General features: G+C 47.2%; 18 protein-coding genes. 10 read left to right on the top strand and 8 right to left on the bottom strand.

Features of this window, described 5'->3' with window-relative positions; all coding sequences use genetic code 11:
* Positions 1–15: 15 nt before the first annotated feature.
* On the bottom strand, positions 16–963 hold the full coding sequence (locus gpAD87_RS20465) for a hypothetical protein (protein WP_064640251.1): 948 nt from the start codon (positions 961–963) through the stop codon (positions 16–18).
* 219 nt (positions 964–1,182) lie between these two features.
* On the opposite strand from gpAD87_RS20465, the gene gpAD87_RS20460 reads away from it, so the two are divergent.
* Entirely contained in the window at positions 1,183–1,917 is a 735-nt protein-coding gene (locus gpAD87_RS20460) for a hypothetical protein (protein WP_064640249.1), read from the top strand.
* A 50-nt stretch (positions 1,918–1,967) separates the two neighbouring features.
* Here the strand turns inward: gpAD87_RS20460 and gpAD87_RS20455 are convergent, their stop codons facing one another.
* Positions 1,968–3,218 (bottom strand): acyltransferase, encoded by a 1,251-nt coding sequence (locus tag gpAD87_RS20455; RefSeq protein WP_064640247.1) that lies wholly within the window; start codon positions 3,216–3,218, stop codon positions 1,968–1,970.
* A gap of 162 nt (positions 3,219–3,380) precedes the next feature.
* The gene (locus gpAD87_RS20450; RefSeq protein WP_064640246.1) at positions 3,381–4,370 is read right to left on the bottom strand and encodes an LCP family protein; all 990 of its coding nucleotides are present in this window, start codon (positions 4,368–4,370) and stop codon (positions 3,381–3,383) included.
* 184 nt (positions 4,371–4,554) lie between these two features.
* Here gpAD87_RS20450 and gpAD87_RS20445 point away from each other — a divergent pair, with 184 nt between their 5' ends.
* The 5 genes from gpAD87_RS20445 to gpAD87_RS20425 all read left to right on the top strand — a co-directional run bounded on the left by gpAD87_RS20445 (position 4,555) and on the right by gpAD87_RS20425 (position 14,947).
* Positions 4,555–5,106, top strand: coding sequence for an undecaprenyl-diphosphatase (locus gpAD87_RS20445; protein WP_063564596.1), 552 nt, complete (start codon positions 4,555–4,557; stop codon positions 5,104–5,106).
* Between the two features lie 200 nt (positions 5,107–5,306).
* Positions 5,307–7,043: a methyl-accepting chemotaxis protein gene (locus gpAD87_RS20440; RefSeq protein ID WP_231952684.1), complete on the top strand. Its 1,737-nt coding sequence runs from the start codon at positions 5,307–5,309 to the stop codon at positions 7,041–7,043.
* Between the two features lie 330 nt (positions 7,044–7,373).
* A complete protein-coding gene (locus tag gpAD87_RS20435; protein ID WP_082935311.1) occupies positions 7,374–10,367 on the top strand; it encodes a glycoside hydrolase family 9 protein in 2,994 nt (997 codons plus the stop codon).
* A gap of 77 nt (positions 10,368–10,444) precedes the next feature.
* Positions 10,445–13,720, top strand: a complete 3,276-nt coding sequence (locus gpAD87_RS20430; protein ID WP_064640244.1) for a glycoside hydrolase family 48 protein — start codon at positions 10,445–10,447, stop codon at positions 13,718–13,720.
* A 426-nt stretch (positions 13,721–14,146) separates the two neighbouring features.
* Positions 14,147–14,947 (top strand): C40 family peptidase, encoded by an 801-nt coding sequence (locus tag gpAD87_RS20425; protein ID WP_063564594.1) that lies wholly within the window; start codon positions 14,147–14,149, stop codon positions 14,945–14,947.
* Positions 14,948–15,035: 88 nt separating this feature from the next.
* Here gpAD87_RS20425 and gpAD87_RS20420 read toward each other — a convergent pair whose 3' ends face one another.
* Positions 15,036–15,944, bottom strand: coding sequence for an ArsR/SmtB family transcription factor (locus tag gpAD87_RS20420; protein WP_082935196.1), 909 nt, complete (start codon positions 15,942–15,944; stop codon positions 15,036–15,038).
* Positions 15,945–16,123: 179 nt separating this feature from the next.
* Here gpAD87_RS20420 and arfA point away from each other — a divergent pair, with 179 nt between their 5' ends.
* The gene (gene arfA, locus gpAD87_RS20415; protein ID WP_064640242.1) at positions 16,124–17,629 is read left to right on the top strand and encodes an arabinosylfuranosidase ArfA; all 1,506 of its coding nucleotides are present in this window, start codon (positions 16,124–16,126) and stop codon (positions 17,627–17,629) included.
* A gap of 219 nt (positions 17,630–17,848) precedes the next feature.
* On the opposite strand, the gene gpAD87_RS20410 is transcribed toward arfA, so the two are convergent.
* Positions 17,849–18,622 (bottom strand): MBL fold metallo-hydrolase, encoded by a 774-nt coding sequence (locus gpAD87_RS20410; RefSeq protein WP_064640240.1) that lies wholly within the window; start codon positions 18,620–18,622, stop codon positions 17,849–17,851.
* Positions 18,623–18,749: 127 nt separating this feature from the next.
* Between gpAD87_RS20410 and gpAD87_RS20405 the strand changes: the two genes are divergently transcribed.
* Positions 18,750–19,181, top strand: coding sequence for an Lrp/AsnC family transcriptional regulator (locus tag gpAD87_RS20405; RefSeq protein WP_064640238.1), 432 nt, complete (start codon positions 18,750–18,752; stop codon positions 19,179–19,181).
* Positions 19,182–19,193: 12 nt separating this feature from the next.
* Here the strand turns inward: gpAD87_RS20405 and gpAD87_RS20400 are convergent, their stop codons facing one another.
* The 3 genes from gpAD87_RS20400 to gpAD87_RS20390 form a co-directional block, all read right to left on the bottom strand.
* The gene (locus tag gpAD87_RS20400) at positions 19,194–19,709 is read right to left on the bottom strand and encodes a hypothetical protein (protein ID WP_064640236.1); all 516 of its coding nucleotides are present in this window, start codon (positions 19,707–19,709) and stop codon (positions 19,194–19,196) included.
* 105 nt (positions 19,710–19,814) lie between these two features.
* Positions 19,815–21,677: an ABC transporter ATP-binding protein gene (locus gpAD87_RS20395; RefSeq protein ID WP_064640234.1), complete on the bottom strand. Its 1,863-nt coding sequence runs from the start codon at positions 21,675–21,677 to the stop codon at positions 19,815–19,817.
* On the bottom strand, positions 21,670–23,412 hold the full coding sequence (locus gpAD87_RS20390; RefSeq protein WP_063564590.1) for an ABC transporter ATP-binding protein: 1,743 nt from the start codon (positions 23,410–23,412) through the stop codon (positions 21,670–21,672). Before gpAD87_RS20390 ends, gpAD87_RS20395 begins: the two co-directional genes overlap by 8 nt.
* Before the next feature lie 359 nt (positions 23,413–23,771).
* Between gpAD87_RS20390 and gpAD87_RS20385 the strand changes: the two genes are divergently transcribed.
* Together gpAD87_RS20385 and gpAD87_RS20380 are read left to right on the top strand one after the other, a co-directional pair.
* Positions 23,772–24,695: an S-layer homology domain-containing protein gene (locus gpAD87_RS20385; RefSeq protein WP_064640232.1), complete on the top strand. Its 924-nt coding sequence runs from the start codon at positions 23,772–23,774 to the stop codon at positions 24,693–24,695.
* A 1,195-nt stretch (positions 24,696–25,890) separates the two neighbouring features.
* On the top strand, positions 25,891–26,862 hold the full coding sequence (locus gpAD87_RS20380) for an ABC transporter permease (protein ID WP_063564588.1): 972 nt from the start codon (positions 25,891–25,893) through the stop codon (positions 26,860–26,862).
* Positions 26,863–26,877: the final 15 nt, after the last annotated feature.

Below are 26,877 nucleotides of genomic sequence, written 5' to 3'. Positions count from 1 at the left end.
GCTCTTCTTTTGTGATTAGGACAAATGTTGTTTCTCGCTGATCCAGTAATGAAACCCGCCTTGAAAAAGCATTTTTTTGTGTTGTTCAATGTCCTGAACAGTTTGTCCCAGAATGCCGCATAAGTAAGAATTAAACGCTTCGAGATGTGAAATTCCCGAGTTAGAAGATGTTATTCTGATGTTATATTGCTGAGCAATGTCTACATAGGAGTTCATCAATTGAGTATTGTATACATTATCATGTACACGTTCGCTTACAGGATGAGCCGGGTAATTATGTTCCAGTGCTGCGGATATGTGGGAGAGGAAGCTGTTGTAATTTCCATGCACAGCATCTTGTTTGGTGTCTGTGAAGTCATCTGTCATCTGGAGAGTCATCAGTGCAATGTTGACGGCAGAACATACCGGAGTGATACGATGCTCCTGTTCCAAAAGAAGCAGTGAGCCAGCAGCTCCAAGCAGAAGTGGGGCAGCTTTTTGGGCGATTAATAGCGGGCTTCTCTTGAAATAATCGATGGTGTTCTCACCGGTGACGCTCATAGCCCAATCCTCCACATACTGTCTGAAATACGTCCAGAACGGGGAAGAAACGCTGAATAGCTCTGAATAGGCACAGATCGCATCCACGTAGTAAAGATTACCCAGTGATAATTTCAGTGTCACATCTTCTGGCTGTTCGTCCATAACTTCATCCTGATTCAGAAAATATAGCATATGCAGGAGACAAGCAGTACTCAGTTTGTGTGCCTTCTCTGGAGGTAGACCATCCGAGAGTTGCATCCACAATGGAATAATGTAGCCAATGTAACTGTGACCCGAATCTCGTAACAAAGGATTGACCAAATGAAGTTGTTCTAGTGCATGTTCTGACATTGGTTCAGGATATTTCTGTACCAGCTGCTCTGCTGCAGCGAACACCACCTCCACATCGGATCTAAACGGATCAAACCATTCTCTCCGCATCGTTTGGTTACGCCCTTCCCAAAGTAAAGTAATAAGGACTATTCGACTAGATCATGAAGTTACTTCCAGTATACCGGAAATGAATTGAAAAAAATAGGAGGTTTTGTGATGAATTGTGAAAAAAACAATGACATTTTGTATTTTTATGGCATAAAAAAGCGGAAGTTAGGCTCAAACTAAGAGAGCACAGGATTTTGACATATGAAAGGAAGAAGAGAAATGAAATACAGATGGAAAAAATGGATGGCAGCCGGACTGGCAGCCGTATTTATAACAGCATCAACCGGCTATACGGCATCCGCTGATCCAAATGGATCTGTTGAGGATCATATGGCGACACCATCTTCCTCCTCAAACCAGACCAAGCCATGCATGCAAGCAGGTCATGGCCTGTTTATGATTGGAGAAACCGCGGACCTGCTCGGTATTGGGCTCCGTGATTTAAAGGAACAGATGGAGCTTGGCAAAACGTTGACTCAGATTGCCAAGGAGCGCAAGGGACTTAGTGAAAATCAATTGTTGGAGAAGCTGAAGCCCTCGCTCTCTCAGCGATTGGATAAAGCAGCCGAAGAAGGCTGTCTCACGAAAGAGCAGGCAGCAGCAGCCAAAGCAGGAATGGATACCAAGCTGAAGAAGGTAATTAACACACCACTGCGGGAATTAAGACGTGAGTTCGCTCACCACGGCAACAGACGTCCGATGATGGACAAGGGGGCTATTGCACGCTTTATCGGCATCACCTCGGAGCAGCTCCATCAGCAGCTTCAAAGCGGGAAATCACTGGCTGAGATTGCTCAGGCAAAAGGCATCAGTGAAACGCAACTGGTAGACAAGCTGAAGGAGCAGTTGACGGGTGACCTGAAAAGGTTCGTTAATCAGAAGGGCAATGCACATCAAGGTCCTGGTCCTCACGAACCTGTACCCGGTCGATCCGCTTCCACAGAAGTGAAGTGACAAAGAGCGTCTTCCACGAAGGGAGACGCTTTTTCTATATTCGACTAGAATTAGCTGGTTTCCGGACTGCGATTTGCGTTGGCTGACGGATTGCGCTCGGATGAACTATTTCTGCTCGCAGAAATAGTATCATGCAAACGGGGACTTAGGCGTTTCTTCCGTTGTAATCCTATGGTGAAGCGAGAACCAGGAAGTTGGGAAAGTCCCCAACTGATTGCAAGGGACGTTGCTACGGTAACAAGAAACGAAAGCAATGTTATCGGTAGATGCCATCCGGTTAGTGTAAGTGGCCGGGTAATATACGCAATGCAATAGATAACCAGTGCATGAACCAGATAGCCACCAAAGGAATATCGGCCAATCCACGTCAGGAGACGCTGAAATGGTGTATCTTTGCCTCGCAGCAGTACAAGGAACCCATAGAACATGAACATCTGAGCCATGATGATGATGAATGTCGTGGGCTTCAGATAGGTTGAGATATTCAGATTAACGACATCGTCTGATCCCCGCAGCACATCATATCCAAGCCAGATGTACATGCCGATAAACAGACAGACCATCCAGGGCAATACCTTTGCAGTCCAACTTCTCCAACTATCCACTGACCAGGCACAGACTGCCCCCAGCAAAAAGTAAAACCAGTACATAACCCATGAATAAGAGCGATATTGCAGCAAACCCGACCAGGGTTGGGGTAAGGAAGCTGTCCACCCGCCCATATCGTAGTAGGACCATTTCATAAGTAAAGTGTATAATGCCATCCCAATGAGAATCAGCGTGATGACGGATTGCATCGGGGTGAAGCGTGTAACTTTTTCAATACGTTTCTGAATGAACTTGGCTCCCGCAAGAAACAGGGGAAACAGAATATAGAACTGAAACACCATAATCACAAACCACAGATGATATCCCGTCTGGGGGAGGAACAGTTCACGAACAAAACTCCGGAAGTCCGGCATACCCGAAAGCCAGAACTCAGGCGTGAATATCCGGACAAACAACCAATAGATGAATGTCCATACCACAAAGGGCACATAGATATCTCCAAACCGCTTACGGATAAAACGGGGGTAATCCGGTTTGGTGTGACTATGATGATAGAACAGCATTACACCGGACAGAAAGACAAATGTCGGCGTACCGAAACGAGTCAGATGATAAATCATGGTCAGCATGATGGAATCGGGTTGTTCAATATCGGCGCGATATATATATTCCGCGATGTTATGCTGCATCACAATAGCGAGAAATGCAAGGCCGCGCAGCTGAGTCCATTCCACGATTCGCGGTTTATTCACGTGTATTCCTCCTTCGTGTAACCGGAATTCATCATTTAAGGGTACCTGTTGAACATTAAGGCTGCATTAAATGGGGAAAATAGGTACAAAAAAAGATGGCGGCAGCCATCTTTTTAATTGGAGTATCATTGCGATACCTGCCTCATTTTGTTTCCATTCCATTTAGTTTAAGTCTGGTACTTTTGTTGATTCATCCTCTGAGGATTTCGCATCTTCCTCAAACAAATTCTGAATGTATGCTTGGAGTTTCGGTTTATTCACACCGAGTACTTGGGCAGAACCTGCAAGTTCATTGGTTAGCAACTTGTTAGGAGGGATCTGCTGTTTATCGATTTCATTTACGTTAATATCGAATCCGAGCGAAGCCAATTTTAACATCTGTGTTGGACTGAGGTCTGTCTCGATATATGGAGCGACAGCTTCCAATATTTCAGGAATCTTGAAGAGTGACGTAGTGCTCTGCATCTTCTTAGCCAGCTCAGTCATGAAAATCCGCTGCCGCTCGGTACGCGTAAAGTCTGATGTGGCATCATGCCGGAATCGCACATATTGGAGGGCGGTCTTACCGTCCATATGCTGAAGTCCTTTTTTGAGATCAATATCGTACATATGTTTATCTGCTTTGCTGGTATAATACATGTCTTTCTCCACATCAATATCGATCCCGTCTACAGCATCAACCAGCGCCATGAATCCGATAAAATCGGTATACACGTAGTGCTGGATAGGGATGCCGAGCAAGTCACCGACCGTTTGTTTGGTTAATTCCGCTCCGCCGTAAGAGAAGGCCGCGTTGAGTCTGCTCTTTCCGTGTCCCGGAATATCAACATATGTATCACGCAGAACAGAGAAGAGATGGGCTTTCTTGGATACCGGATCAATGGAAGCGACCATGACCGAATCTGAACGGCCGGCATCATCCCCTCTGGTGTCACCTCCAAGCAGCAAAATGTTAACTCGTTCCTTCCCTTCCCATTTAGGAACAGGGGTGGTTGGAGTGTCCGTATTTTGGTTTGTGTCAGAAGTGGAAGTCTCGGAAGCGGTTGAGATGCTATTGGCAAAATGAACGATCGAGTATCCGTAATATACAATGACACCGGTTATGGCAAGTGCCAGGGTTAGGGATGTCCCCCATAACCATTTCTTAAGCATAATCTTCACCTTTCTATGAATGAACTATTATGTAACCCAAACTAGTTTAACAAAAAGTAAGAGAAATGTCCTCTTTGATTTCGAAAGTTCGGTTACTAGGCGACATATTTGACAAATAGTTAGTGTATATTTATTATGTAAAAAATAATCGTGTTTTGTGTAATGGAGGTATTAAACGACTGTTATGAATCAATCTGTATTTAATTGGATCAACCAGTTTGCAGACCGAATTCCGTTTCTGGACTGGTTTATGATTACATCAGCTGAATATGCGGTTTGGGTTATGATAGGGCTTCTTGTGATTGTGTGGTTTCTTGGCAATCCGTCGAAGCAACGAATTGTGTTTTATGCGTGTGTAGCTTCGATTGTAGCACTTGTTTTGGCAAAATGGGGAATTTCACCTGTGGTAGGTCATCCAAGGCCGTTCATGGAAGGCACGGTGCATCAACTGGTTCCGCATGTACCAGATCCATCATTTCCAAGTAAACATGCTTCCTTTGTATTCGCGCTCGCTGCAGCTTCGTTTTTTATCGGGCGTCGCTTCGGTATGTGGATGCTGTTACTTGCTGTGCTGACAGGAGTGTCGCGTGTCTATGTAGGTGTACATTATCCTGGAGATATTCTGGGCGGATTCATTCTAGGTAGCCTGGTCAGTGTGATCCTGATCGCTACGCGTAATTATACCAAGTCGATTCCCGATTTCTTCATTAACATTCATCGGCGGATTTTCCGTTAGAAACAGTTGAATATAGTAGAGGTTGGAAGAGAAGTATTGGATACGAGAGCCTTAAGTTTTTGGTGAGCCAAAGACTTAAGGCTTTTTTGTGTTTATTTCGAAGTTAACTGAAATTTACAAAAATCGAATTCAGATATCTACAATTCATGACGATACGTGTCGATATACTATAAATATGTACTAGTTGAGGAGTGGGGAACATGAAAGATACGCGGGGAAACGTGAAGGGGAAATTGAGATTAACAATTCGAATGAAATTACTGACTGGATTTCTAATGGTAGTGGCTTTACTGGCTTTTGTAAGCATTTATGCGTTAACCCAAATTCATGATATGTCCAAAAAGGCCGATGAAATCGATAAGATGTGGATGCCCAGTGTGAGCCTGCTTGGGATGATGAATGGTGATATTTCGGACGTCGAGCGGCTTGCTCTTGCCGTAATTGTCGAAACAAATCCAACTGAAATCACCAAGATGAATGAAGTGTTGGAACAGCTCCAAGCCAAGATTGCGATTGAGCGCAAGGAACTGGTTTCACTCATCTCAGACAATACCGAAGCAGTGGCAATGTACAATACATTTAGCACGAACTATGAGGCGTATTTGGCGAAAATGCCGGAATTTATGAAATTGGGCATGGCTAACAATTACGAAGAAGCCAGCAGATTGCATTCAGAGGCCTATCCGTTATGGTATACAGCGAATGATACCATTGCCCAATTAATCACGATGGGGAACTCACTGTCGGATGCAGCAACGAATACATCGGTTGAGTCTGCTGAACAAGCATTTAATATTATATTGGGAGTCACTATTGTTGCTTTCCTGGTGGCCATGTTTATTGCCTTCTTCATTGCAAGCATCATCTCGCGTCCAATTCAGAAGATGAATGCAGCAGCGATGTTGATTGCAGATGGGGATCTGACCAGTGAGAAGATTGTTCTCAAGAACAAGGATGAGCTGGGAACGCTGGCCGATTCCTTCAATGTGATGACTGGCAACCTGCGGGAGATGATTCAATCTGTATCGATGACATCCGAACAGGTAGCCGCTTCCTCGGAAGAACTTCTCGCGAGTGCTGAGCAGAATACAAGGGCGTCGGAACAGATCTCCGAGACGGTTGAGGAATTGGCTGTAGGCACATCGGATCAAGTAGATATGGTGAAACGTTCTTCACAGGCGATGAGTGAAATGGCTCTTGGTTCGGAACAAATCGCTGAGCTTGCTCAAAGTGTATCCGTATCTGCTGTTGATGCAGCGAATCAGTCAGCCGAAGGAAATATGATTATTCAGCAGGCTGTTGAACAGATGGGATCTGTTCGCAACTCCATTGCATCACTGACAGAACTGGTTACAGGGTTGGGAGAACGTTCCGCAGAGATTGGTACCATTACCGAGGTTATCAACAATATTGCCCGTCAGACTAATCTGCTTGCATTGAATGCAGCAATTGAAGCGGCACGTGCAGGTGAGCACGGACGTGGCTTCGCAGTCGTAGCCGGAGAAGTACGGAAGCTCGCAGAGGAGTCTTCTACATCCGCGCAGCGGATTACGGATCTTGTCCAATTGATTCAGAAGGATACAGATCATGCGGTGCAGGCTGTGAAAGTGAACAGCAATGAAACGGAAGCCGGCATTGAGATTGTAACAGCGGCTGGACAAGCCTTTGAACAGATTTCGGATGCAGTGAACAAGGTCGCTGGTGAAATCCAGGAAGTATCTGCAGGTTCGGAGGAAATGTCAGCAAGTACGAATGAAGTTGTAGGGTATGTGGATCAGATCTCTAACATTGCGGGAGAAGCAGCAGGCGGGGTACATAATGTATCTGCCGCAACCCAGCAGCAGCTGGCTTCAATGGAAGAGATCGCTTCCTCCGCAGGTTCTTTGTCCAAAATGGCTGAAGAGTTGCAGGAGCAAATCAACAAATTCAGAGTGTAAACGATCCAAAAGTAGGGTGTTCAGACTGGATAGTACCATGGATCATCATGCAACCTGTAGCACGGGTTATTCAAAATATCAGGACTGTTTCTCATATTGCGTTCAAGCGATATGAGGGGCAGTCTTTTTTGTCATATCACTACCCAAACATGTCACAACAATGTTATTTCAGAAGTCACCAGCGCTGATATTGCAACTGGGGCAAAAGGATATAATGGTAATTAATGGTGGAAATACATGGAGTCACACCATAGAAAGGAGCGGGTCATTACATCAGTGTAATTGGAAAATTACGAGACGACTATTGCAAAAGGAGATGAATGGTTGAAGATGAAGGGAAGCTGGTGGAGACGAATCGCTATCCTCGCGTTATCGGTAGGGCTACTGGCAGGAAGTACATCCATACAGGCATGGAGTGGTAAGGCAGATGCGGCTGCCGGAAATCATAACTATGCGGAGGCATTACAAAAGGCGGTTTATTTCTATGAAACTCAGCGTTCAGGGAAATTGCCGGAAGACAATCGGGTGGAATGGCGTGGTGATTCCGGATTAAATGACGGAGCGGATGTTGGGGTTGATTTGACCGGAGGGTGGTACGATGCTGGAGATCATGTGAAATTTGGTCTGCCCATGGCCTATTCGGCTACGATGTTAGCTTGGTCTGTTGTGGAATACCGCGAGGGATACGAGCAGGCAGGGCAACTGGAGCAGATTAAGGATAACTTGAGATGGGCCACAGATTATTTTGTGAAAGCGCATTCGAAACCAAATGAATTATGGGGACAGGTCGGAGCGGGCAATACAGACCATGCCTGGTGGGGACCGGCTGAAGTGATGCAGATGAACCGTCCTGCTTATAAGATCGATGCATCCTGTCCGGGAAGTGAACTTGCGGGAGAAACTGCAGCGGCACTCGCTTCTTCATCCATTGTGTTCCGGGACAGTGACCCGGCTTATGCCAACAAACTACTTCAACATGCCAAGGAACTGTACAGCTTCGCGGATACGTATCGAGGCAAATATTCGGATTGCATTACAGATGCCCAATCGTTCTACAATTCATGGACAGGTTACTATGATGAACTCGCCTGGGCTGCAACATGGTTATATATGGCGACAAATGATAGCGCTTACTTGTCCAAGGCGATTGCTACAGCGAATCTGTGGCAGGCAGATGGACAGAACGGGAACTGGGCCTATACTTGGACCCAAGGCTGGGATGACAAACACTACGGAGCCCAGATTCTGCTGGCTCGCATTACGTCGAGTCTGAACATGCCAGAAGCGACGCGGTTCATTCAATCCACGGAGCGCAATCTGGATTATTGGTCTGTAGGCACGAATGGACAAAGAATCAAGTATACACCGGGCGGGCTTGCCTGGCTTGATACATGGGGATCGCTCCGATATGCAGCGAATGCATCTTTTATTGCTTTTGTATACTCCGACTGGGTCAGTGATCCGGTGAAGAAGGCAAGGTATCAGGACTTTGCCGTCTCTCAAATGAACTACATTCTGGGGGATAATCCTCGCCAGAGCAGTTATGTGGTCGGTTATGGTCAGAATCCGCCTAAGCATCCTCATCACCGGACCTCTCACAGTTCATGGACGAACAATGAAAATACACCTTCAGAGCACCGTCACACGTTGTACGGAGCGATGGTTGGTGGACCGGATGCAACGGATGCCTATACCGATTCCATTGGCGACTATGTCAGCAATGAGGTGGCAACCGATTACAATGCAGGCTTTACAGGCGCGTTAGCCAAGATGAATCTGTTATTCGGCCAGAATGATCAGCCCATCGCGAATTTTCCGGCTCCGGAAGTGAAGACAGATGAGTTCTTTGTCGAAGCTGCCGTGAAGGCATCCGGTCCCAATTACACGGAAATCAAGGCTCAACTAAACAATCGTTCCGGCTGGCCTGCGCGGATGGGGGATAAGTTGTCTTTTCGCTATTTTCTGGATCTAAGTGAAGTTTACGCTGCAGGATATACCGTATCTGATGTCAAGGTTACAACCGCATACGCCGAGGGTGCTACCGTATCCCAACCGGTTGTGGTTGATGCAGCGAAACGAATCTACGCTGTTACGGCGGACTTTACTGGGACCAAGATATATCCAGGCGGGGAAGGACATTATCGCAAAGAGGTCCAGTTCCGCATTACCGGCCCGCAAGGCGCCTGGAATGCGAATAATGATCATTCATTCCAGGGCTTGGGCACAGGTAATGTGGCGAAGAGCGTATATCTCCCAGTCTACGATGCGGGAATACGGATATACGGTCAGGAACCTGGTGTTACACCAGTTGTCACTCCTGTTGCACCTTCTGGCGTGCAGGCTGTATCAGGGAATGCTCAGATCATCCTGACCTGGGTAGCATCACCTGGGGCAGAATCGTACAACGTGAAGCGTGCCGAGGTGAATGGGGGTCCATATACTTCTGTAGCTACAGATGTACATGGATTGACATACACGAACACGGGGCTTACCAACGGGAAGACCTATTATTATGTGATGACGGCTGTTAATTCAGCCGGAGAATCGCCCGGTTCTGCACAAGTCTCTGCCACGCCGCAGGCTGGAACATCGTTGCCTGGCGCACTGACATTAAGCGGTACGGCAGGTAATGCCCAGTCGATTCTGACCTGGACGGCAGCAATGGGAGCTGTGACTTATAAGGTACAGCGCTCCGTTGTGGGTGGTGCATATACCGATGTGGCAACTGGATTGGCAGTATTGAATTATATCGATGCAACAGCGGTAAATGGAACGGCGTACAGTTATCGAATCGCCGCCGTGAATGCGAGCGGACAGACGTTGTCCAATATCGTGACGGTGACACCGAGTGCGCCTCCGGTAACGACGGGCACGCTTGAGGTGCAATATCGTAATGGAGGGTCAGGTACTTCCGGCAATGCGGTGACTCCGCAGTTTAATCTAAAAAACACAGGCACTCAGGCGATTGATCTGAGTACCGTGAAGCTCCGGTATTATTTTACCAAGGACGGTGCAGGGGATCTGACCTTCTGGTGTGATTATGCTCAGATCGGCACGGCTAATATTGAAGGCAAATTTGTCACGCTGACTCCGACAACGGGCACAGCGGATACGTATCTGGAGATCAGCTTCAAATCCGGGGCTGGCAGCCTGGCTGCTGGAGCGGAGACGGGTGTGATTCAGGGGCGCTTTTCCAAGAACAATTGGAGCAATTTCGATCAGAGCAACGACTATTCCTATGATGCAACCAAGACAGCTTTTACCGCATGGAATCAAGTAACTGGGTTTCAGGGAGGTGAGAAAGTCTGGGGCATTGAGCCATAACCTAACAGGGAGTTCAACAGCATGGGCAGACCCACGGTAATTCAAATTGAATTTCACCATTCCAGGGAGGTATATACATGTTGAAATCAGCTGCGAAAAAAAGTTTGTCTGCCATGCTAGCAGGGACCGTTATGCTGACCGGGTACACCGGTTTGTGGGCAGGTCCCCAAACGGTTTATGCCGAAGAGCAGAACATTGATGCTCAGGCGGACGGAATAAATGAAGCTCGATTTTTGCAATTGTATGATCAGCTGAAAGAACCGGCGAACGGTTATTTTTCTCCAGAGGGCATTCCCTATCATTCCATTGAAACGCTGATGAGCGAGGCACCGGATTATGGGCACATGACGACATCCGAGGCATACAGTTACTGGCTCTGGCTGGAAACGATGTATGGTCACTATACGGGAGATTGGTCCAAACTGGAAGCGGCTTGGGACAGCATGGAGAAATACATCATCCCTGTCAATGAAGGTGACGGCAAGGAAGAGCAGCCTACGATGAGTTATTACAATCCGAACAGCCCGGCCACCTATGCAGCGGAAAAACCATTTCCGGATCAATATCCTTCTGCCATTAACGGTCAATATGCGGCCGGAAAAGACCCACTTGATGCCGAGCTGAAATCTTCCTACGGCAACAATCAGACGTACCTGATGCACTGGCTGCTGGATGTGGATAACTGGTACGGGTATGGTAACCTGCTGAATCCGAATCATACAGCGGCTTACGTGAATACATTCCAGCGTGGAGAGCAGGAGTCTGTATGGGAAGCCATTCCACACCCATCCCAGGACAATAAAACGTTTGGCAAAACGGGCGAAGGTTTCATGAGCCTGTTTACCAAGGAGACTCAGACACCGGCTGCCCAGTGGCGTTATACCAACGCAACGGATGCTGACGCACGTGCGGTGCAGGTACTGTATTGGGCGAAGGAGATGGGCTACACCAATACAACGTATCTGGACAAAGCGAAGAAGATGGGCGACTATCTGCGCTATGGGATGCACGACAAGTACTTCCAGAAGATCGGAAGTGCCAAGAACGGCACACCAACTGCCGGTACAGGCAAAGACTCTAATATGTATCTGATGGCATGGTATACCTCATGGGGCGGCGGCCTTGGCGAGGGTGGGAACTGGGCTTGGCGGATTGGAGCCAGTCATACGCACCAGGCTTACCAGAATCCGGTGGCAGCGTATGCCTTGTCTGATCCGGCAGGTGGCCTGATTCCAAAATCGACAACTGCCAAGGCAGATTGGAATGCATCGCTGAAGCGCCAATTGGAGTTCTACACCTGGTTACAGTCTCACGAAGGGGCAATTGGCGGTGGAGCGACGAACAGTTTTGATGGCTCCTACAAAGCTTATCCTGCTGGAACCAGTACGTTCTATGACATGGCTTATCAGGAAGCTCCTGTATATCGGGACCCCGACTCCAACACGTGGTTTGGTTTCCAGGCTTGGTCGCTGGAGCGTGTAGCTGAGATGTATTACATTCTTGCTGAGAGCGGGGACCTCAGTTCTGAGAACTTCCAGATGGCCAAAAAAGTCATTACCAAGTGGGTCGACTGGGCCAAGGATTATGTATTCGTCGATGAGCGTCCGGTGACGGATGCACAAGGATATTATCTGAATGCGGCAGGTCAACGGATACTTGGAGGTACCAATGCACAGGTTGCTACTACACCTGCACCGGGCGAATTCTGGATTCCAGGCAGCCAGGAATGGCAGGGGCAACCGGATAAATGGAATGGGTTCAGTGCCTTTACGCAAAATCCGAATTTCCATGTGGTAACCAAAGATCCTGCTCAGGATACAGGCGTACTGGGGAGCTATATCAAAGCCCTGACGTTCTTTGCTGCGGGGACTCAAGCCGAAGGCGGCGTACTCAGTGCCAAAGGCCAGGAAGCCAAAGATATGGCCGAGAAACTATTGAATACGGCGTGGGATTACAATGATGGTGTGGGGATCGTGACTGAAGAAGTCCGTAAAGACTACTTCCGCTTCTTTGCCAAAGAGATCTATATTCCGGCAAACTGGACGGGAACCTTCGGGCAGGGGAACACGATACCGGGTACAGCCGGCGTACCTTCTGACCCGGCCAAAGGTGGTAATGGCGTATACATTGGTTACTCTGACCTGCGTCCAGCCATCAAGCAAGATCCGGCTTGGGCTTATCTGGATAATCTGTACAAAACGTCTTATAATCCAACAACGAAAAAATGGGAAAATGGCGCACCAACGTTTACGTATCACCGTTTCTGGTCACAGGTGGATATGGCTACCGCGTATGGAGAATATGATCGTCTCCTGGGTAACACAGGAGGCCCAGTGGTCCAAGTGCCAGCAGCTCCGGCGGGTCTGACAGCTGCTGCAGGCAGTGAGCAGGTTGCTCTGAACTGGACCGCATCCACTGGTGCCGCTTCTTACACGGTAAAACGTGCAGAGGTGAACGGTGGCCCGTATACTTCCGTAGCAACGGGTGTTACCGGTTCGACCTTCACAGATACAGCACTGACCAATGAAAAAACGTACTATTATGTGGTGACTGCAGTGAATACGGCGGGTGAATCTGCACCTTCTGCTCAGGCCTCTGCAACACCGCAAGCGGGAACCTCTATACCGGGAGTGTTAACCCTTACGGGAACGGCAGGCAATAATCAGGCTGTGCTGACATGGACCGCATCGACCGGAGCTGCAAGTTACAAGGTACAACGCTCGGTTGCAGGTGGAGCCTACGCCGATCTGGCTACAGGTCTGACGGTGCTGACTTACACGGATGCCACGGCAGTGAACGGTACCGCATATAATTACCGAGTGGTGGCAGTAAATGCAAGCGGGCAGACCTTGTCCAACGTAGTGACGGTGACACCAACAGCGCCTCCTGTAACAACAGGTGCACTTGAAGTACAATACCGCAATGGTGGTTCAGGGACGTCAGGCAATGCGGTGACCCCGCAGTTCAATATCAAGAACACAGGCACGACAGCAGTGGATCTGAGCCAGGTGAAGGTGCGGTATTACTTTACGAAGGATAGTGCATCAGATCTGAGTTTCTGGTGTGATTACGCTCAGATTGGCAGCGCCAACGTTGAAGCTCACTTTGTGACGGTAGATCCGGCTAAAGGGACAGCGGATACGTATCTGGAGATTGGTTTTAAGTCCGGGGTAGGCAGTCTGGCTGCCGGAGCAGAGACGGGAATTATCCAGGGGCGCTTCTCGAAGAACAACTGGACGAATTTTGATCAGACCAATGACTATTCTTTTGATGCTTCCAAAACGGCCTTTAGCGCCTGGAACAAAGTGACCGCTTATATTAGCGGAGTCAACGCTTGGGGGATTGAGCCATAGTCGATTCATATTGAGACAGAGTACAGCCGGGGAGAGATCTCCGGCTTTTTGTATGATGATTTTAGGATTACAGGTACTCATAATAGGGAAATGAACCATAGTAATGTTTACCAAATATAGAATTTAAATATTAAAATATAGGTCATATGACGCATGTCCTAAGTGATGCGCGGTTTAGGTCTCTTTTCTGCGCAAAACGAAGCGTAGCAAATAGTTACAATAATTTAACCTTTGAAAAAGAAGAGATTTGCGGCAGTTTTAGCCAACTGGTGTGAGAGGTTTCCCTGATTCTTAGTGCTCAAGCCTGCCTGATCGAATACAGGACTTTGGACTGATGATCGTTATGGACAGCCCGTTTTACAATGGGGCAAGCCCGGCGAATGAGGCCAGGTTAAAATTCTGTAACATCAGGGGGAACACGACATCATGAACTGGAAAAGCAAGATCATTACTGCAAGTGTAACAGCAACGATGCTGATGGGAAGTCTGACAACAGGAGCATTAACGACACCTGCATCAGCAGCGGCAGTTGATAATTCAAAAGTTAAAGTCATCTGGGGAGTTAATTTGCGTACATCGCCATCTTCTTCCGCAAGCATTGTTCGTTTGGTGCCAAAAGGAGAGACTGTCACGGTAGTGCAAAAATCCGGATCAGGCTGGTATAAAGTTACGGACTCCGGTAACCGGACAGGATACATATCTTCTTCTTCAAAATATACACAAGCTGTGAAAGGCAACACGACAACAGGAAGTGGCAGTACTAGTGGGTCTGGTTCAGTTACAGGCAGTGCTTCGGTGGAGAAAGTGATTGCTGCCGGTATGAAATATTGGGGGACGCCTTATGAGTTTGGCGCAAGTCGTAACAGTACGGCTACGTTCGATTGTTCAAGCTTTGTCCGCCAGGCATTTATTGATGCGCTTGGAATCAAGCTTCCATCCGATTCGCGTAAACAAGGTGCTTATGTGAAAGCCAATGGTACCGTTCAGACCAATTGGAAAAATCTGAAGCGTGGTGACCTGATGTACTTTATGTCCTACAAAGGCAGCTCGGCTTCATCGTATTCTAGTGTGAACAAATCTACTGCTACGATTACCCACACGGGAATTTATCTGGGTGACGGCAAAATACTGCACACCTATTCCAACGCTGGCGGCGGTGTAACGATTAGTGATATCTCCGGCAAACATTGGGAGTACCGTTTCTTGTTCGGTGGAAGTGCACTTTAAGTTCCAGGATGCATATTCAATAATGACCATATATAGAACCTTCCATCTCTGCTCTATACGGGGGATGGAAGGTTCTTTTTGTTGTTTATTAGTCCTGGTAGTACAGACGGAACAGAATATCCTGATCATAGTTGCCGAATCCTTGACCATACAACGTTAGCCCACCCACATGCTGCGCATCTTCCTCCACGGAGAGGCGCAATGTCCACTGGTTGCGTTCCACGGGAATATCCGCAAGCGTAATTTCGGACATATGCTGTCCATCAATAAAGGTGCCCTCATGGGTGATCCGCAGCACTTTGAGCATGCCGTATTGATTGACACTGTCGCTCCACCATTCCGGGGTGAACATGCCTCGTCCATTTCCGGAATCTCCAGGACTTGTCCATTCACCGAGTCGAATTCCGTTGAGCATGAAGGTAATATCCGAAGGCCAGTTTGGGTTGACCGAAGGAGCTTCTGAACCTATCTCAAGTGACAATTCAATGGCACTGATCTGTTGACCTGACAAGATATAGTTTGGAATTTTGTATTCCACGAATCCGCGTCCAAACCAGAGAATATGGGCATGCATGCGTTCGGGATCTAGAAAATAGCGTGGATCATCATACTGTCCAATGACCTGATTGGATGTAGCCAGACCACAAGTTGGATACACATCAAAATGGGTGTAATGCCCGACAGGGATTGCCACTTCATGAAGCTTGCGGATGGTGCCCGTTTCCTGTGGCATAGAGATGCCAATCCAGTCGACTGCCAGGCTGTTCATTTTGTGCGTGCCGCCATCCTTACGAATCATTTTGGACTGAATAATGCCCACATCCTGAAGCTTGCGAACATGCATGGTTACAATTGCGCTGCTCAGGCCGAGGGATGCGGCAATGTCCTTCACGTTCATTGGGGTCTCCGCGACAAGCCTGATAATCTGCAGACGGACTTCACTCGCGAGTGCCTCGTATAGGGGCAGCCATTCTGCATCGGTATTTGCTCTGATCACATCTGTTCCTCCATTTTTGATTTATAGAATTAAGTTAAACATAAATCCAATGAAAAGAATAACATTTTGCAAAATTCAGGTTGAAATTGGTGCCATAATCGATTTTAATATAAATATGAACGTTGATCCATAGATTATCAATTAATTTTTATATTAATCTTAGGGAGCTGAACTTCACGATGGAAAAAGCAAAAATGACGGTAGACAAGGATTTCACAATTGGCGTAGTTGATAAACGTTTATACGGTTCATTTATTGAACATCTGGGACGTGCCGTATACGGTGGTATATATGAGCCGGGTCATCCTACAGCGAATGAAGCGGGATTCCGTGGAGATGTGCTCGAGATGGTTAAGGAGCTACAGGTTCCGATAGTGCGGTATCCTGGCGGTAATTTTGTATCCGGTTACAATTGGGAGGATTCGGTTGGGCCTGTGTCTGAACGCAAACGCAGACTTGAACTAGCCTGGAGAACTATCGAGACCAATGAATTCGGGTTCAACGAATTTGTGGATTGGTCCAAACAGGCGAATTCGGAAGTGATGATGGCCGTCAACTTGGGAACACGGGGTGTAGACGCAGCCCGCAACATCGTGGAGTACAGCAATCATCCTGAAGGTTCCTACTATAGTGATTTGCGTATTAAACATGGATACAAAGAGCCTCATGCCATCAAAACCTGGTGTCTTGGCAATGAAATGGACGGTCCGTGGCAGATTGGTCACAAAACAGCAGAAGAGTATGGACGGATTGCACTTGAAGCGGCAAAAGTGATGAAGTGGACAGATCCAACGATTGAGCTGGTCGCTTGCGGAAGTTCATCCCTGGGTATGCCATCCTTCCCGGAATGGGAAGCAACGGTGCTGGATCATACGTATGATCATGTTGAATATCTGTCGCTCCACCAGTATTACGGTAATGCTGAACAGGATACGCCAACATTCCTTGCGCGTTCCCTTGAGATGGATCGTTTTATTGAGACGGTAAAAGCGACCTGTGATTATATCAAAGCGAAGAAGCGCAGCAAGAAGACGATGTTCCTGTCCTTCGATGAATGGAATGTCTGGTACCACTCCAATGAAAGTGACAAGAAGCTGGACCCATGGCAGATTGCTCCGCCACAGTTGGAGGACGTATACAACCATGAAGATGCACTGCTTGTGGGATGTATGCTGATCAGCATGCTGAAACATGCGGACCGAGTTAAGATGGCATGTCTGGCGCAGCTCGTCAACGTTATCGCTCCAATCATGACGGATAATGGTGGTGCTGCATGGAGACAGACGATCTTCTATCCGTTCATGCATGCTTCCGTGTTTGGACGTGGAACGGCACTTGTACCGTTGATTCAGTCCCCGAAATATGACACCAAACAAATTACGGATGTTCCTTATCTGGAGGGCATTGCGGTGTATAACGAAGAGCAGGGTGAAGTGACTGTTTTTGCCGTAAACCGTCATCTGGAAGAATCACTGCCGCTTGAAGTGGATCTGCGCAGCTTTGGGAAGTGCCGCTTGATTGAGCATATTGTGCTGGAAAGTGATGATCTAAAAGCAGCCAATACCGCAGCACAGCCGAATCGCGTTGCTCCGCATAATCGTGGTGATGCAGAAGTATCAGATACACTGATCACGGCAAGCCTGGCCAAAGCATCGTGGAATGTAATCCGATTGAAAGTTCAATAATAGGTGAAATGAGACGAGGGAATCATTCTGGCTTACACAGAGATACAGAGCACTCCGATGGCACAACTATCTTCGGATCGCTGTTTTCCTCAACTATAAACGCAAATAAAAGCTGGATGCGAACGAATTGCATCCAGCTTTTTTTCGTGTTCCATGGAGAGAACTACTAGAGTATACTCCGTTTGTTAAAAGTCACTCACCGTATCAATGAACTTTATTTTATTTCAACTCAGTATCCGGTCCGAATACAAAGCTCTCGCCGTCGCGTGGAATGAGCACCTGTCCATCCAATTGTTCGGATGCCAGATAACTCGCGAGGTCCACACGGGACATCATGCAATGGTTAATGGCATCCATATGCACAGCGATGACATGAGCATCCGGCGCATGGCGTTTCACGGCAGCTACGTCAGGCCCGTCCATCGTGATCGGATCTCCTTGCAGGAAGCGGGCACCGCCAGCATTCACCACAATTACCTCAGGTCGATATTGACGAATGGCTTCGGCGGGTTCTTCACACCAGATGGTATCCCCGGCGATATAGGAGACAGGTTCTTCGTCAGCTTCCAATACAAAACCAGACACTTTGCCCATACGTTCGCCGATTTCTCCAGTTCCGTGTTGTCCTGAGGTGCGGACAAAACGTACAGAATGATACTCATGTTTCTCATCCACGGCGGTAACGTTGGTAAATCCGGCTCCAGTGAACACGGCCTCATCTCCTGGCTGGCATAGCAGAGGTACATCCTTGCGGAGCTGCTTTGCTGCTGCTTCATCCCAGTGATCGGGGTGGGTATGCGTAACGATCACCAGATCCGGATTCACATAATCCGTTTCCGTCTCGGGTAAAGAGACTCTAGGATTGCGTAATTCATTGGGCGTGTTCGGGAAAGCAGGCATCACTTCTTTATCCATCAACATGGGATCAACCAGTATATTCAGACCTCCATATTCCAACCATAATGTAGCATTACGAATCAATTGAATTTTCATTGAACCTGCACTCCTTCGGGAATTAATGTTATTATCCTATATGTTATACAACCCGTTTATGGGCGTAAATAACACACTGAAAGAAAACAGGCCACTTTAATTTCAAGTTGAAAGGATTGCAAAATAGATGAATGAGACGATTGATGATACAGATATACGCATACTGAAAAGCCTGATCCGGGACTCCAAACGCTCTCACAAAGAGATCGGCGAAGAGGTACATTTGACCGGACAGGCTGTAGGTGCGAGAGTACGCAAGCTGCATGATCTGGGTGTTATTGAAGGCTATACTGTAAAATGGAACCCGGAACGCCTCGGCTTGGGCCTGCAGGCATTTGTAACGATTTTTCTGAATTCCGGCGACCTACATGCCGCCTTCCGTGAATTTATGGCTGCACGTGAAGACATCGTGGAGGTTCACCGTGTCAGCGGAGAGGGCTGTTATCTGATGATCGTACGCACAGGAACAATGGAGCAGCTTGGCAGTTTGCTGGAAGCCATTTTGCCGTATGGAAATTATAGAATGAACCTGTCTGTTGGTATCGAAAAGTCGGAATGATGTGAGCTGAATTCAGATGTCCTGTTGCTGTTTCTCACGCAACGTCTCCTGCAGAAGACCAACTGCTCGACTGAGCTCTTTTTTGGTTAGCAAATGATCGGTCTGGATATGACGCCGGGTGCCGTCTTTCAAATACAGGGCAATCATGGGGGAAGCAGACAATATCCATTTGCTGAAGGCGGGAGAGCCAATCTCAATTTTACGAATCTCATTCCAGGGAATGGTCCGTTTAAGGATACGAAGCCCTTCATCATTCCAGGATAATAACACAGGGGAACTTGCGATTGCCCGGGACAGAAACATAAAAAATACGGGCCCGATAAACCACATGCCAAGAATGGCTGCGATGGAATAATATAATGTCTCCAGTTGTTCAGCGTGATCTTCATAGATGATCCATAACAGGGTGACACATAATAGCAAGAACAGAAGACATATTGCTCCTTTCCATACAGCCGTGAAACGGCGATAGCCAATCTGTCGATGCTCCAGCTTCGACTCTGATGATTTATATAATTCAGGTTTCATAAATACGCCTCCTTAACATCATTTCCCAGAAAATATATCAAACATGCCGCCTGCATCGCAGAGCGGCACGTTCAACGTTTATTTAACCCCATTTGGTTCGATGAGCTATCCAGAAATAGCTGAATCATTACCGGCTTCACGAGCATGGGTGTAAAGATCAGCATATACCCCTTCAGCATCAATCAACTTCTGATGTGAGCCTTCTTCGACAATTTCACCATTCTCCATAACGAGAATCCGATCTGCATGCATGACCGTAGAGAGACGATGCGCAATAACAATTGTTGTTCTTCCCTGAGAGACGGATTCCAGCGCCTGTTGTACCAATTGTTCGGTATGCGAATCCAGATTCGCGGTTGCTTCATCCAGGATAAGCACTCGGGGCTGAAAGACCACGATTCGGGCAAACGATATCAGTTGACGTTCTCCGGCGGACAGACCGCTTCCGCGTTCGGAAAGACGTGTATCATACCCTTGCGGCAAACGTGAAATCATGGCATGTGCTCCGACGAATCGGCAGGCCTGAATAGCCTGCTCTCTAGTAATATCCTCGCGGAACATTCGTACATTGTCAATGATGGAGCCCGAGAAAAGGAATGGTTCCTGCTGGATCAGACCAACGATCCGATGAAGATTGGCCTGCGGGAAATGGCGAATGTCTATGCCATCAATTTCAATGCTGCCCTGATTCACATCGTAAAAGCGATTGAGCAGGGAGATCAACGTACTTTTGCCAGCTCCTGTAGTGCCTACAATGCCCACCATTTCACCTGGATAGAGATGCAGATTCATATGCTGAATCAGGGGGTGATCTGCCCGATAACCGAACGAAACATCATTAAAATCAATCTGTCCCATCACGTTCCGTGGTTCAAGTGTGGAGGCAGTCCCGGGTTTGGGGTCAGCGACTTCCGGACGGGTACTCAGAATGTTCCAGATCCGATCCATGGATACGGTGGTCGACTGGAATGTGTTCCACTGCATGGTGATCTGGTTAATTGGCTGGAAGAACTGACGGATGTAACTGATAAACGCATAGAGCACACCCACCTGCAATGATTCACCCAGCACGGCACGTCCTCCAAGCCAGACCATCATAACGAGCGCCGCATTGCCAAGGATATCAAACGTCCGGTTGAATATGACATTCGAACGGGCTTGTGTGATATTGGCCTTCAGGTGAAGTTGGTTCTGTTCCGTGAATCTTTTCTTCTGCTCTTCTTCCTGATGGAACGCCTGGATCAAAAACATGCCGGACAGGTTCTCTGCCGTGAATGCAATCAAACGGGAGAGACGAGTTCGGGCATTCTGATAAGCCCTGCGCAGTTGGCTCCGAAATAATACAGCAACGATGGCGATCACAGGCAGCACGATGAGAGAGTACCCTGCGAGTACCGGATCGAGCTGGAACATAAAGACGATAATCAGCACCAGCATCATGCCATCCCGGATGAGACTTAGCAGTACTTGAGTGAAGAAACTGCTGATCGTTTCCGTATCACTGGATACATTCGTCACCAGACTGCCGATATGGAAGCGATCGAAGAAAGACATCGACATTTTGGAGATATGCTTGAACAGGTCCTTACGAATGCGAGAGACAATGTTCTGACCGACATGTTGCAGCAGGTTGTTTTGTACATAGGTAAAAATAAAGCTGATTACAGCCAGCCCCAAAAAGATAGCTGCCAACTGGACAAGAAAGCCTACACTAGTCTGACCAATTGCCAGATGATCATCGATCGCGATCTTCACCAGATAAGGCTGAAGCAGATCGGCGGAAATACCCAGCAGCGAACAGAAAAAGATACCTGCAAAGGCCCATTTATGGGGGTGGGCGTAGGACATCATCGCTTTGAAGGAAGTCCGCTTATTCTGGTCTGCGCCTGCGTCGGAACCGGACCCATGGCCTGACGGTTTTGGTTGGGCTCCCGCATCTGAACGAACTTCAGCGTTACGGTCAGTCATGATGTAATCCCTCCTCCTGCAAACGATAGGTTGCAGCATATAACCCTTTTGCGGCCATCAGCCCTGCATGTGTTCCCTGTTCAGCGATTCGACCTTCATCCAGAACGATAATTTCGTCGGCATGACGGACTGCACTGATCCGGTGGGAGATAATCAGCGTTGTTTTTCCTTTACCAATCTCACGCAGGCTGCGTAGAATGCCACTTTCGGTGACGGCATCCACAGCACTCATACTGTCATCTAGAATGAGCACCTGCGCTTTTTTGATCAACCCCCTCGCCAGACTGGTACGCTGACGCTGACCGCCAGACAACGTGAGTCCACGTTCGCCCAGCAGGGTATCGAACCGATCAGGGAACCGGATAATGTTCTCGTATATCATCGCTTGTCGTGCACTGTGCTCTACGGTGTCCAGCGGAACCTCGCGGTCACTAAAAGCGATGTTGTCCCGAATGGTTGTACTGAACAGGAATCCATCCTGCGGTACGTAGGCAATGCGGGATCGCAGACTTTCCAGCGACAGCTGCCGGATGTCGGTGCCGTTAATGCGGATTGTGCCTTCAGGCGGCTCATATGTACGCAGCAATAGCTTCACAAAGGTACTTTTACCAGAACCTGTTTTACCCACAATACCCACGGTTCGTCCTGCCTGGATATTCAGACTGATGTTTTTGAGCGCAGCGGATGAACTGCCGGGATAGGAGAAAGATAGATTCTCAATCGTAATGTCGTTCACGGCTTGGAGACTTGTCGCATTGGGAAGCTCGCGCACGTCAGGCACTTCCGTCAACAGATCATTTACCCGCTCAAGTGATGCTCCAGAACGCTGCATAGTATTGATCACATTACCGATTTGTTGAAGCGGTCCCATGATGATACGCAAATATAACGTCAATGCGACAAAACTTCCGAGTGTAATGGAATTCTGCATCGTCAAAATTCCGCCGACAAGCAGGGAGACAACCAATGAAATGGCACCCAGTAGCGGTAGCAAGGCCTGAAATAGAGAGGACAGACGAACAAGCCGCAGCTGTTTGCTTTTGATTGCATCTACTGTGAACCCAAATCGTTCACGGGCGCTGTCTTCTATGGCAAATGTTTTGGTTACACGAATACCACCGAGCTGTTCCTCTGCGGATTCCGTCATCGTTGCAAGAGCATCCTGCACATCACGAGAGCGCTTGCGAATTCGCGGACCGAAAAAAACGACCAGAAAGGGAATGGCCAGCAAAGGCACAATACTGATCAGAATAAGTTTCATCGGGATTCCGCTGAGCAACATCATCACGATGCAAGATAATAATAGAAATGTTGCATTGGTCATCATGGTGACGCCGTTGGAGATGGCTTCACGTACAGAGGTAACATCATTCATGACGTAACTGAGCAGTTTCCCATTTCCTTGTTTGGAAAAATAGTACTCGCTAAGTTCGGAAAACTTGCCGAAAATGCGCTCGCGTGTCATGAATTCGAAGCGGCGTCCGAGCTTCATGATCATGAATTGTCCGGTACCGAATAACAGATTATAAGCGATGGCTATAGCCAAAAGCGAAAGACTGTACCGGATGACCGTATTCATCTGAAGTGTGTTCTGCATGAGTTGATCCGTGAAACTGCCCAGAATTCGGGGTAAGGACGCCTGACCCACATTGGAGGCAATAATCAGTAGTACAGCGAACAGATATACGGGCCAGTTGGCAATGACATAGCCTCGTAGTAATCCTTTCTTGGACATAAGATTTGTTCTCCTTTGTTCAGGGTGAAAGTCGGTTTGGAATCGGAGTCAAGAAAAGGGCCGACACCTGATAATAGCGCGTCGTGCCCTCTTACTTTATGCGATCCGGTTTGCAGTTTATCCGTTATTCGCTAGAATTCTCTATTCTTATTTTTGCGCTAAACGGTAAGGATGTCAACGAAGCAAGCAAGCATAATGGAAAGAAAGCAGATCGGCGCCCGTAGGGTAAGGGATATATGCAGTATTTCCATCATTTATTCACCAGATGTCGATTTTACTGAAACATTTCAGGGGGGGCTGCCGTCTGTAGGATTGAAGAGGTCAAAAATTGGGTTTACTAAATATGGAGGTGCCAAGAAATGAAACATAAAAAAGGATTGGCTGCAACGCTTGCGCTCTGCGTGTCTTTGACGGCAGGAGGTGCATCGGTACTTGCATTTTCGGATGTAAAAGATGAAGGACAAAAAACGATTGTGGACTCGTTACATTCTAAGGGTGTTGTTAATGGAGTAACGGCGGATCTATTTCGTCCGGATCTCGCATTGTCCGAGCCACAGGGTGTTCAACTGATTGTGAACGCTTTTGGTCTGAAAAATGAATACGCTGCCGCTTCGGCACAAAATAAAATTAGTCCAAAGACTTGGTACGCCGATGCGGTTCAGGCTGCAACACAGAATGGTTTGTCCATTCCGGTGGAGTTGAATCCACAGGCCAAAATGACGCGTGAGCAGTTTGCCATTTTGCTCCTTGAAGGGATTAACACAACCGGAGAATATCCGGTGATCATGCTGTATAATGATATTAAGGACGAAAATAAAATCGGTAAGGACGCCAAATCTGCGGTCCAGAACCTGCTGAACATGGACATCATTGAACTGGATAAGGACGGAAACTTCCGTCCAGATCAGTCGCTTACCCGTATGGAGGCTGCAAGCATGATCTTCAATGCACTTGAATTTGTAGATAAGCACGGCAATGGCGGATCGACAGAACCGACTCCAACGAATCCAGGCGAAGGACAACAGGGGATTGTGCCTACCGTGACATCAACCAAAGTGGATGACAAGACGGTAAAAGTCAAACTGACCGCGCAAATGCCTCATCCTGGTTATGGGTTGAAGATTGAAGATGTGAAACTGGAGAAGGATGGACGTGCCATCGTGCTGTATACGATTATCCAACCTGACCCGGACATGATGTATCCAATGGTTATTACCGATGTAACCGCAGAGACAGACATTCCAACAGGATACACTGCAGAAGTACAGCCTTCTGGAAAATAATCAAGCCTTGCCAGCGTGCTTCGATCTCAGATCGGAGCACGCTTTTTTTATTTTTTTTGAAACCGACGATCGATATGAAAAAGCTTGCGTAGGGAGAGCGGCTGTCTTTCAGTCCGAATCTTGATTAGTCCGACTGAAAAGTATTGATTCTATTTATATATGTTACATTTTGTAACTCGTAAGTAATTCGAAAAGTGGAATTAAGGTAATTAATGTGATGTTAAATAACATTAAAGGTGTCGTTTATAAGATGTAAATCAATATCTATATAAGCGATAAAGCCGCTTCGTGTTAACGGAGCGGCTATTTTTCTGGCCTGATCCGGAAATTATCATTCATTCAAGATCTCCATGTCATGTGCAAATTCAACATATATGACTGGATATACCCAGTGTTTATCTGCGTTTATGTGCCTTGTAGCCAAGGGTGAAAACGACATATTTACGGAGACGGGAAGAAACTCATAGAATAAAGCCAAGCCATAAGGGAGCTTGATGCAGGTGGTAAATATATGATAGAAAATATTACATTTATATGGTTGAATTAAATCTATCCTTATTACTTTTCCTAAGCATCAAGAGAGAAAAGGTGCGCCTCACCCATTACAAAAGTAGACCGAAAGACATTAGAAGGTCAAATACATGAGGAGGAGGTCGAAACGCAGTAGCAATGAAGAGGAACTTCTATTACATTCAAGATGGTAATGCGCTATGCATACTAAGATCTTGCGACCTGTATGACCGATGTGAATCCAGAATGCGACCTACACATGGAATAGCTCTTTCCTAAACATATGTGGGTTTTGACTTTAAGGTCTGTTTCTCAACTTTCATTCAGATCGGACATCTCTCAAGTTCATGCGAAGCTACTCCAAACGACAACTTCAAGAGGGAAATGGGTCAAATTCCACATGTTTTATGTCTCCAAAATGACAATGACAAGCTGGAACCAAAAGCGTAAACCCCTGTTTTAACAGTACTTTCCGTGTTTTTAAGAGTGAAGATCGAAATAGCATATTTACGAATTCGGAAATGATCCATAAACTCAGTATGTAAGCGTTACCAATTCGCGAGGGAAACAAGGGCCTCGCATGATAGAAATGTGGTCCGGGACTCATTCCTTACATTTGAACAGGAGTGTTTCGCTCTTCTTACAAAACGGACGGATTTTCATTTAGAAAAGGAGGAAACAACTGATGCAGCCAGAAGGGAAGTCCGCCTTGTCGCAAAACCTATCGGTGTACACGATTCCGAACCGCAAGAAAAATAAATTATGGAGAAGGATGATTCGAAACTGGGAGTTGTATCTGTTTATCGCGCCAGCATTTCTATACTTTCTGATTTTTCATTACGGGCCGATGTACGGCATACAAATCGCATTCAAAAACTTTATCCCGACGCTTGGTGTTACAGGAAGCCCGTGGGTTGGTTTCGATCATTTTATCCGCTTCTTTAATTCGTATTATTTCTGGGATTTGTTATGGAATACCCTCAGTATCAGCTTGTATGAGCTGGCTATAGGTTTTCCACTGCCGATTATTCTGGCGTTAGCCTTCAATGAAGTAAAGGACTCCTTCTTCAAACGTACCGTACAGACGGTCACGTATGCACCACATTTTATTTCGGTCGTAGTCATGTCGGGTATGATCATTACCTTCTTGTCACCTTCGTCAGGCATGATTGTCAATTTGGTGGAGGCTCTTGGATTTCAGGCCCCTCAATTTCTGACGGACCCTGCGTGGTTCAAGACGGTGTACGTACTCTCAGGTGTCTGGCAGAGTGCAGGCTGGGGTACCATTATATACCTCGCAGCTCTCTCGGGTGTGGACCCTCAACTGCATGAAGCTGCCGTGGTGGATGGTGCGAGTCGGTTTAAACGGATTCTGCATATTAACATTCCAGCGATCATCCCTACGATCACCATTTTGTTAATTCTGAATATGGGCAGTATTTTGGGCGTCGGATTCGAGAAAATTTTACTGCTGCAAAATCCGTTGAACATGGGTTCATCCGATGTTATCTCGACATTTGTCTATCGGTCCGGTCTGGTCGATGCACAGTACAGTTTCTCCACAGCTGTAGGATTGTTCAACTCGGTAGTTAATGCGATTCTGCTGATTACGGTGAACCAAATTGCACGTCGCACCAGTGAAAACAGTTTGTGGTAAAAGGAGGGGAAAACA

This window comes from Paenibacillus sp. AD87, from assembly GCF_001659845.1.
Lineage (GTDB): Bacteria > Bacillota > Bacilli > Paenibacillales > Paenibacillaceae > Paenibacillus > Paenibacillus marchantiae.
The sequence above is the reverse complement of the archived record's forward strand: the minus strand, read 5'-3'. Positions and strand labels throughout refer to the sequence as shown.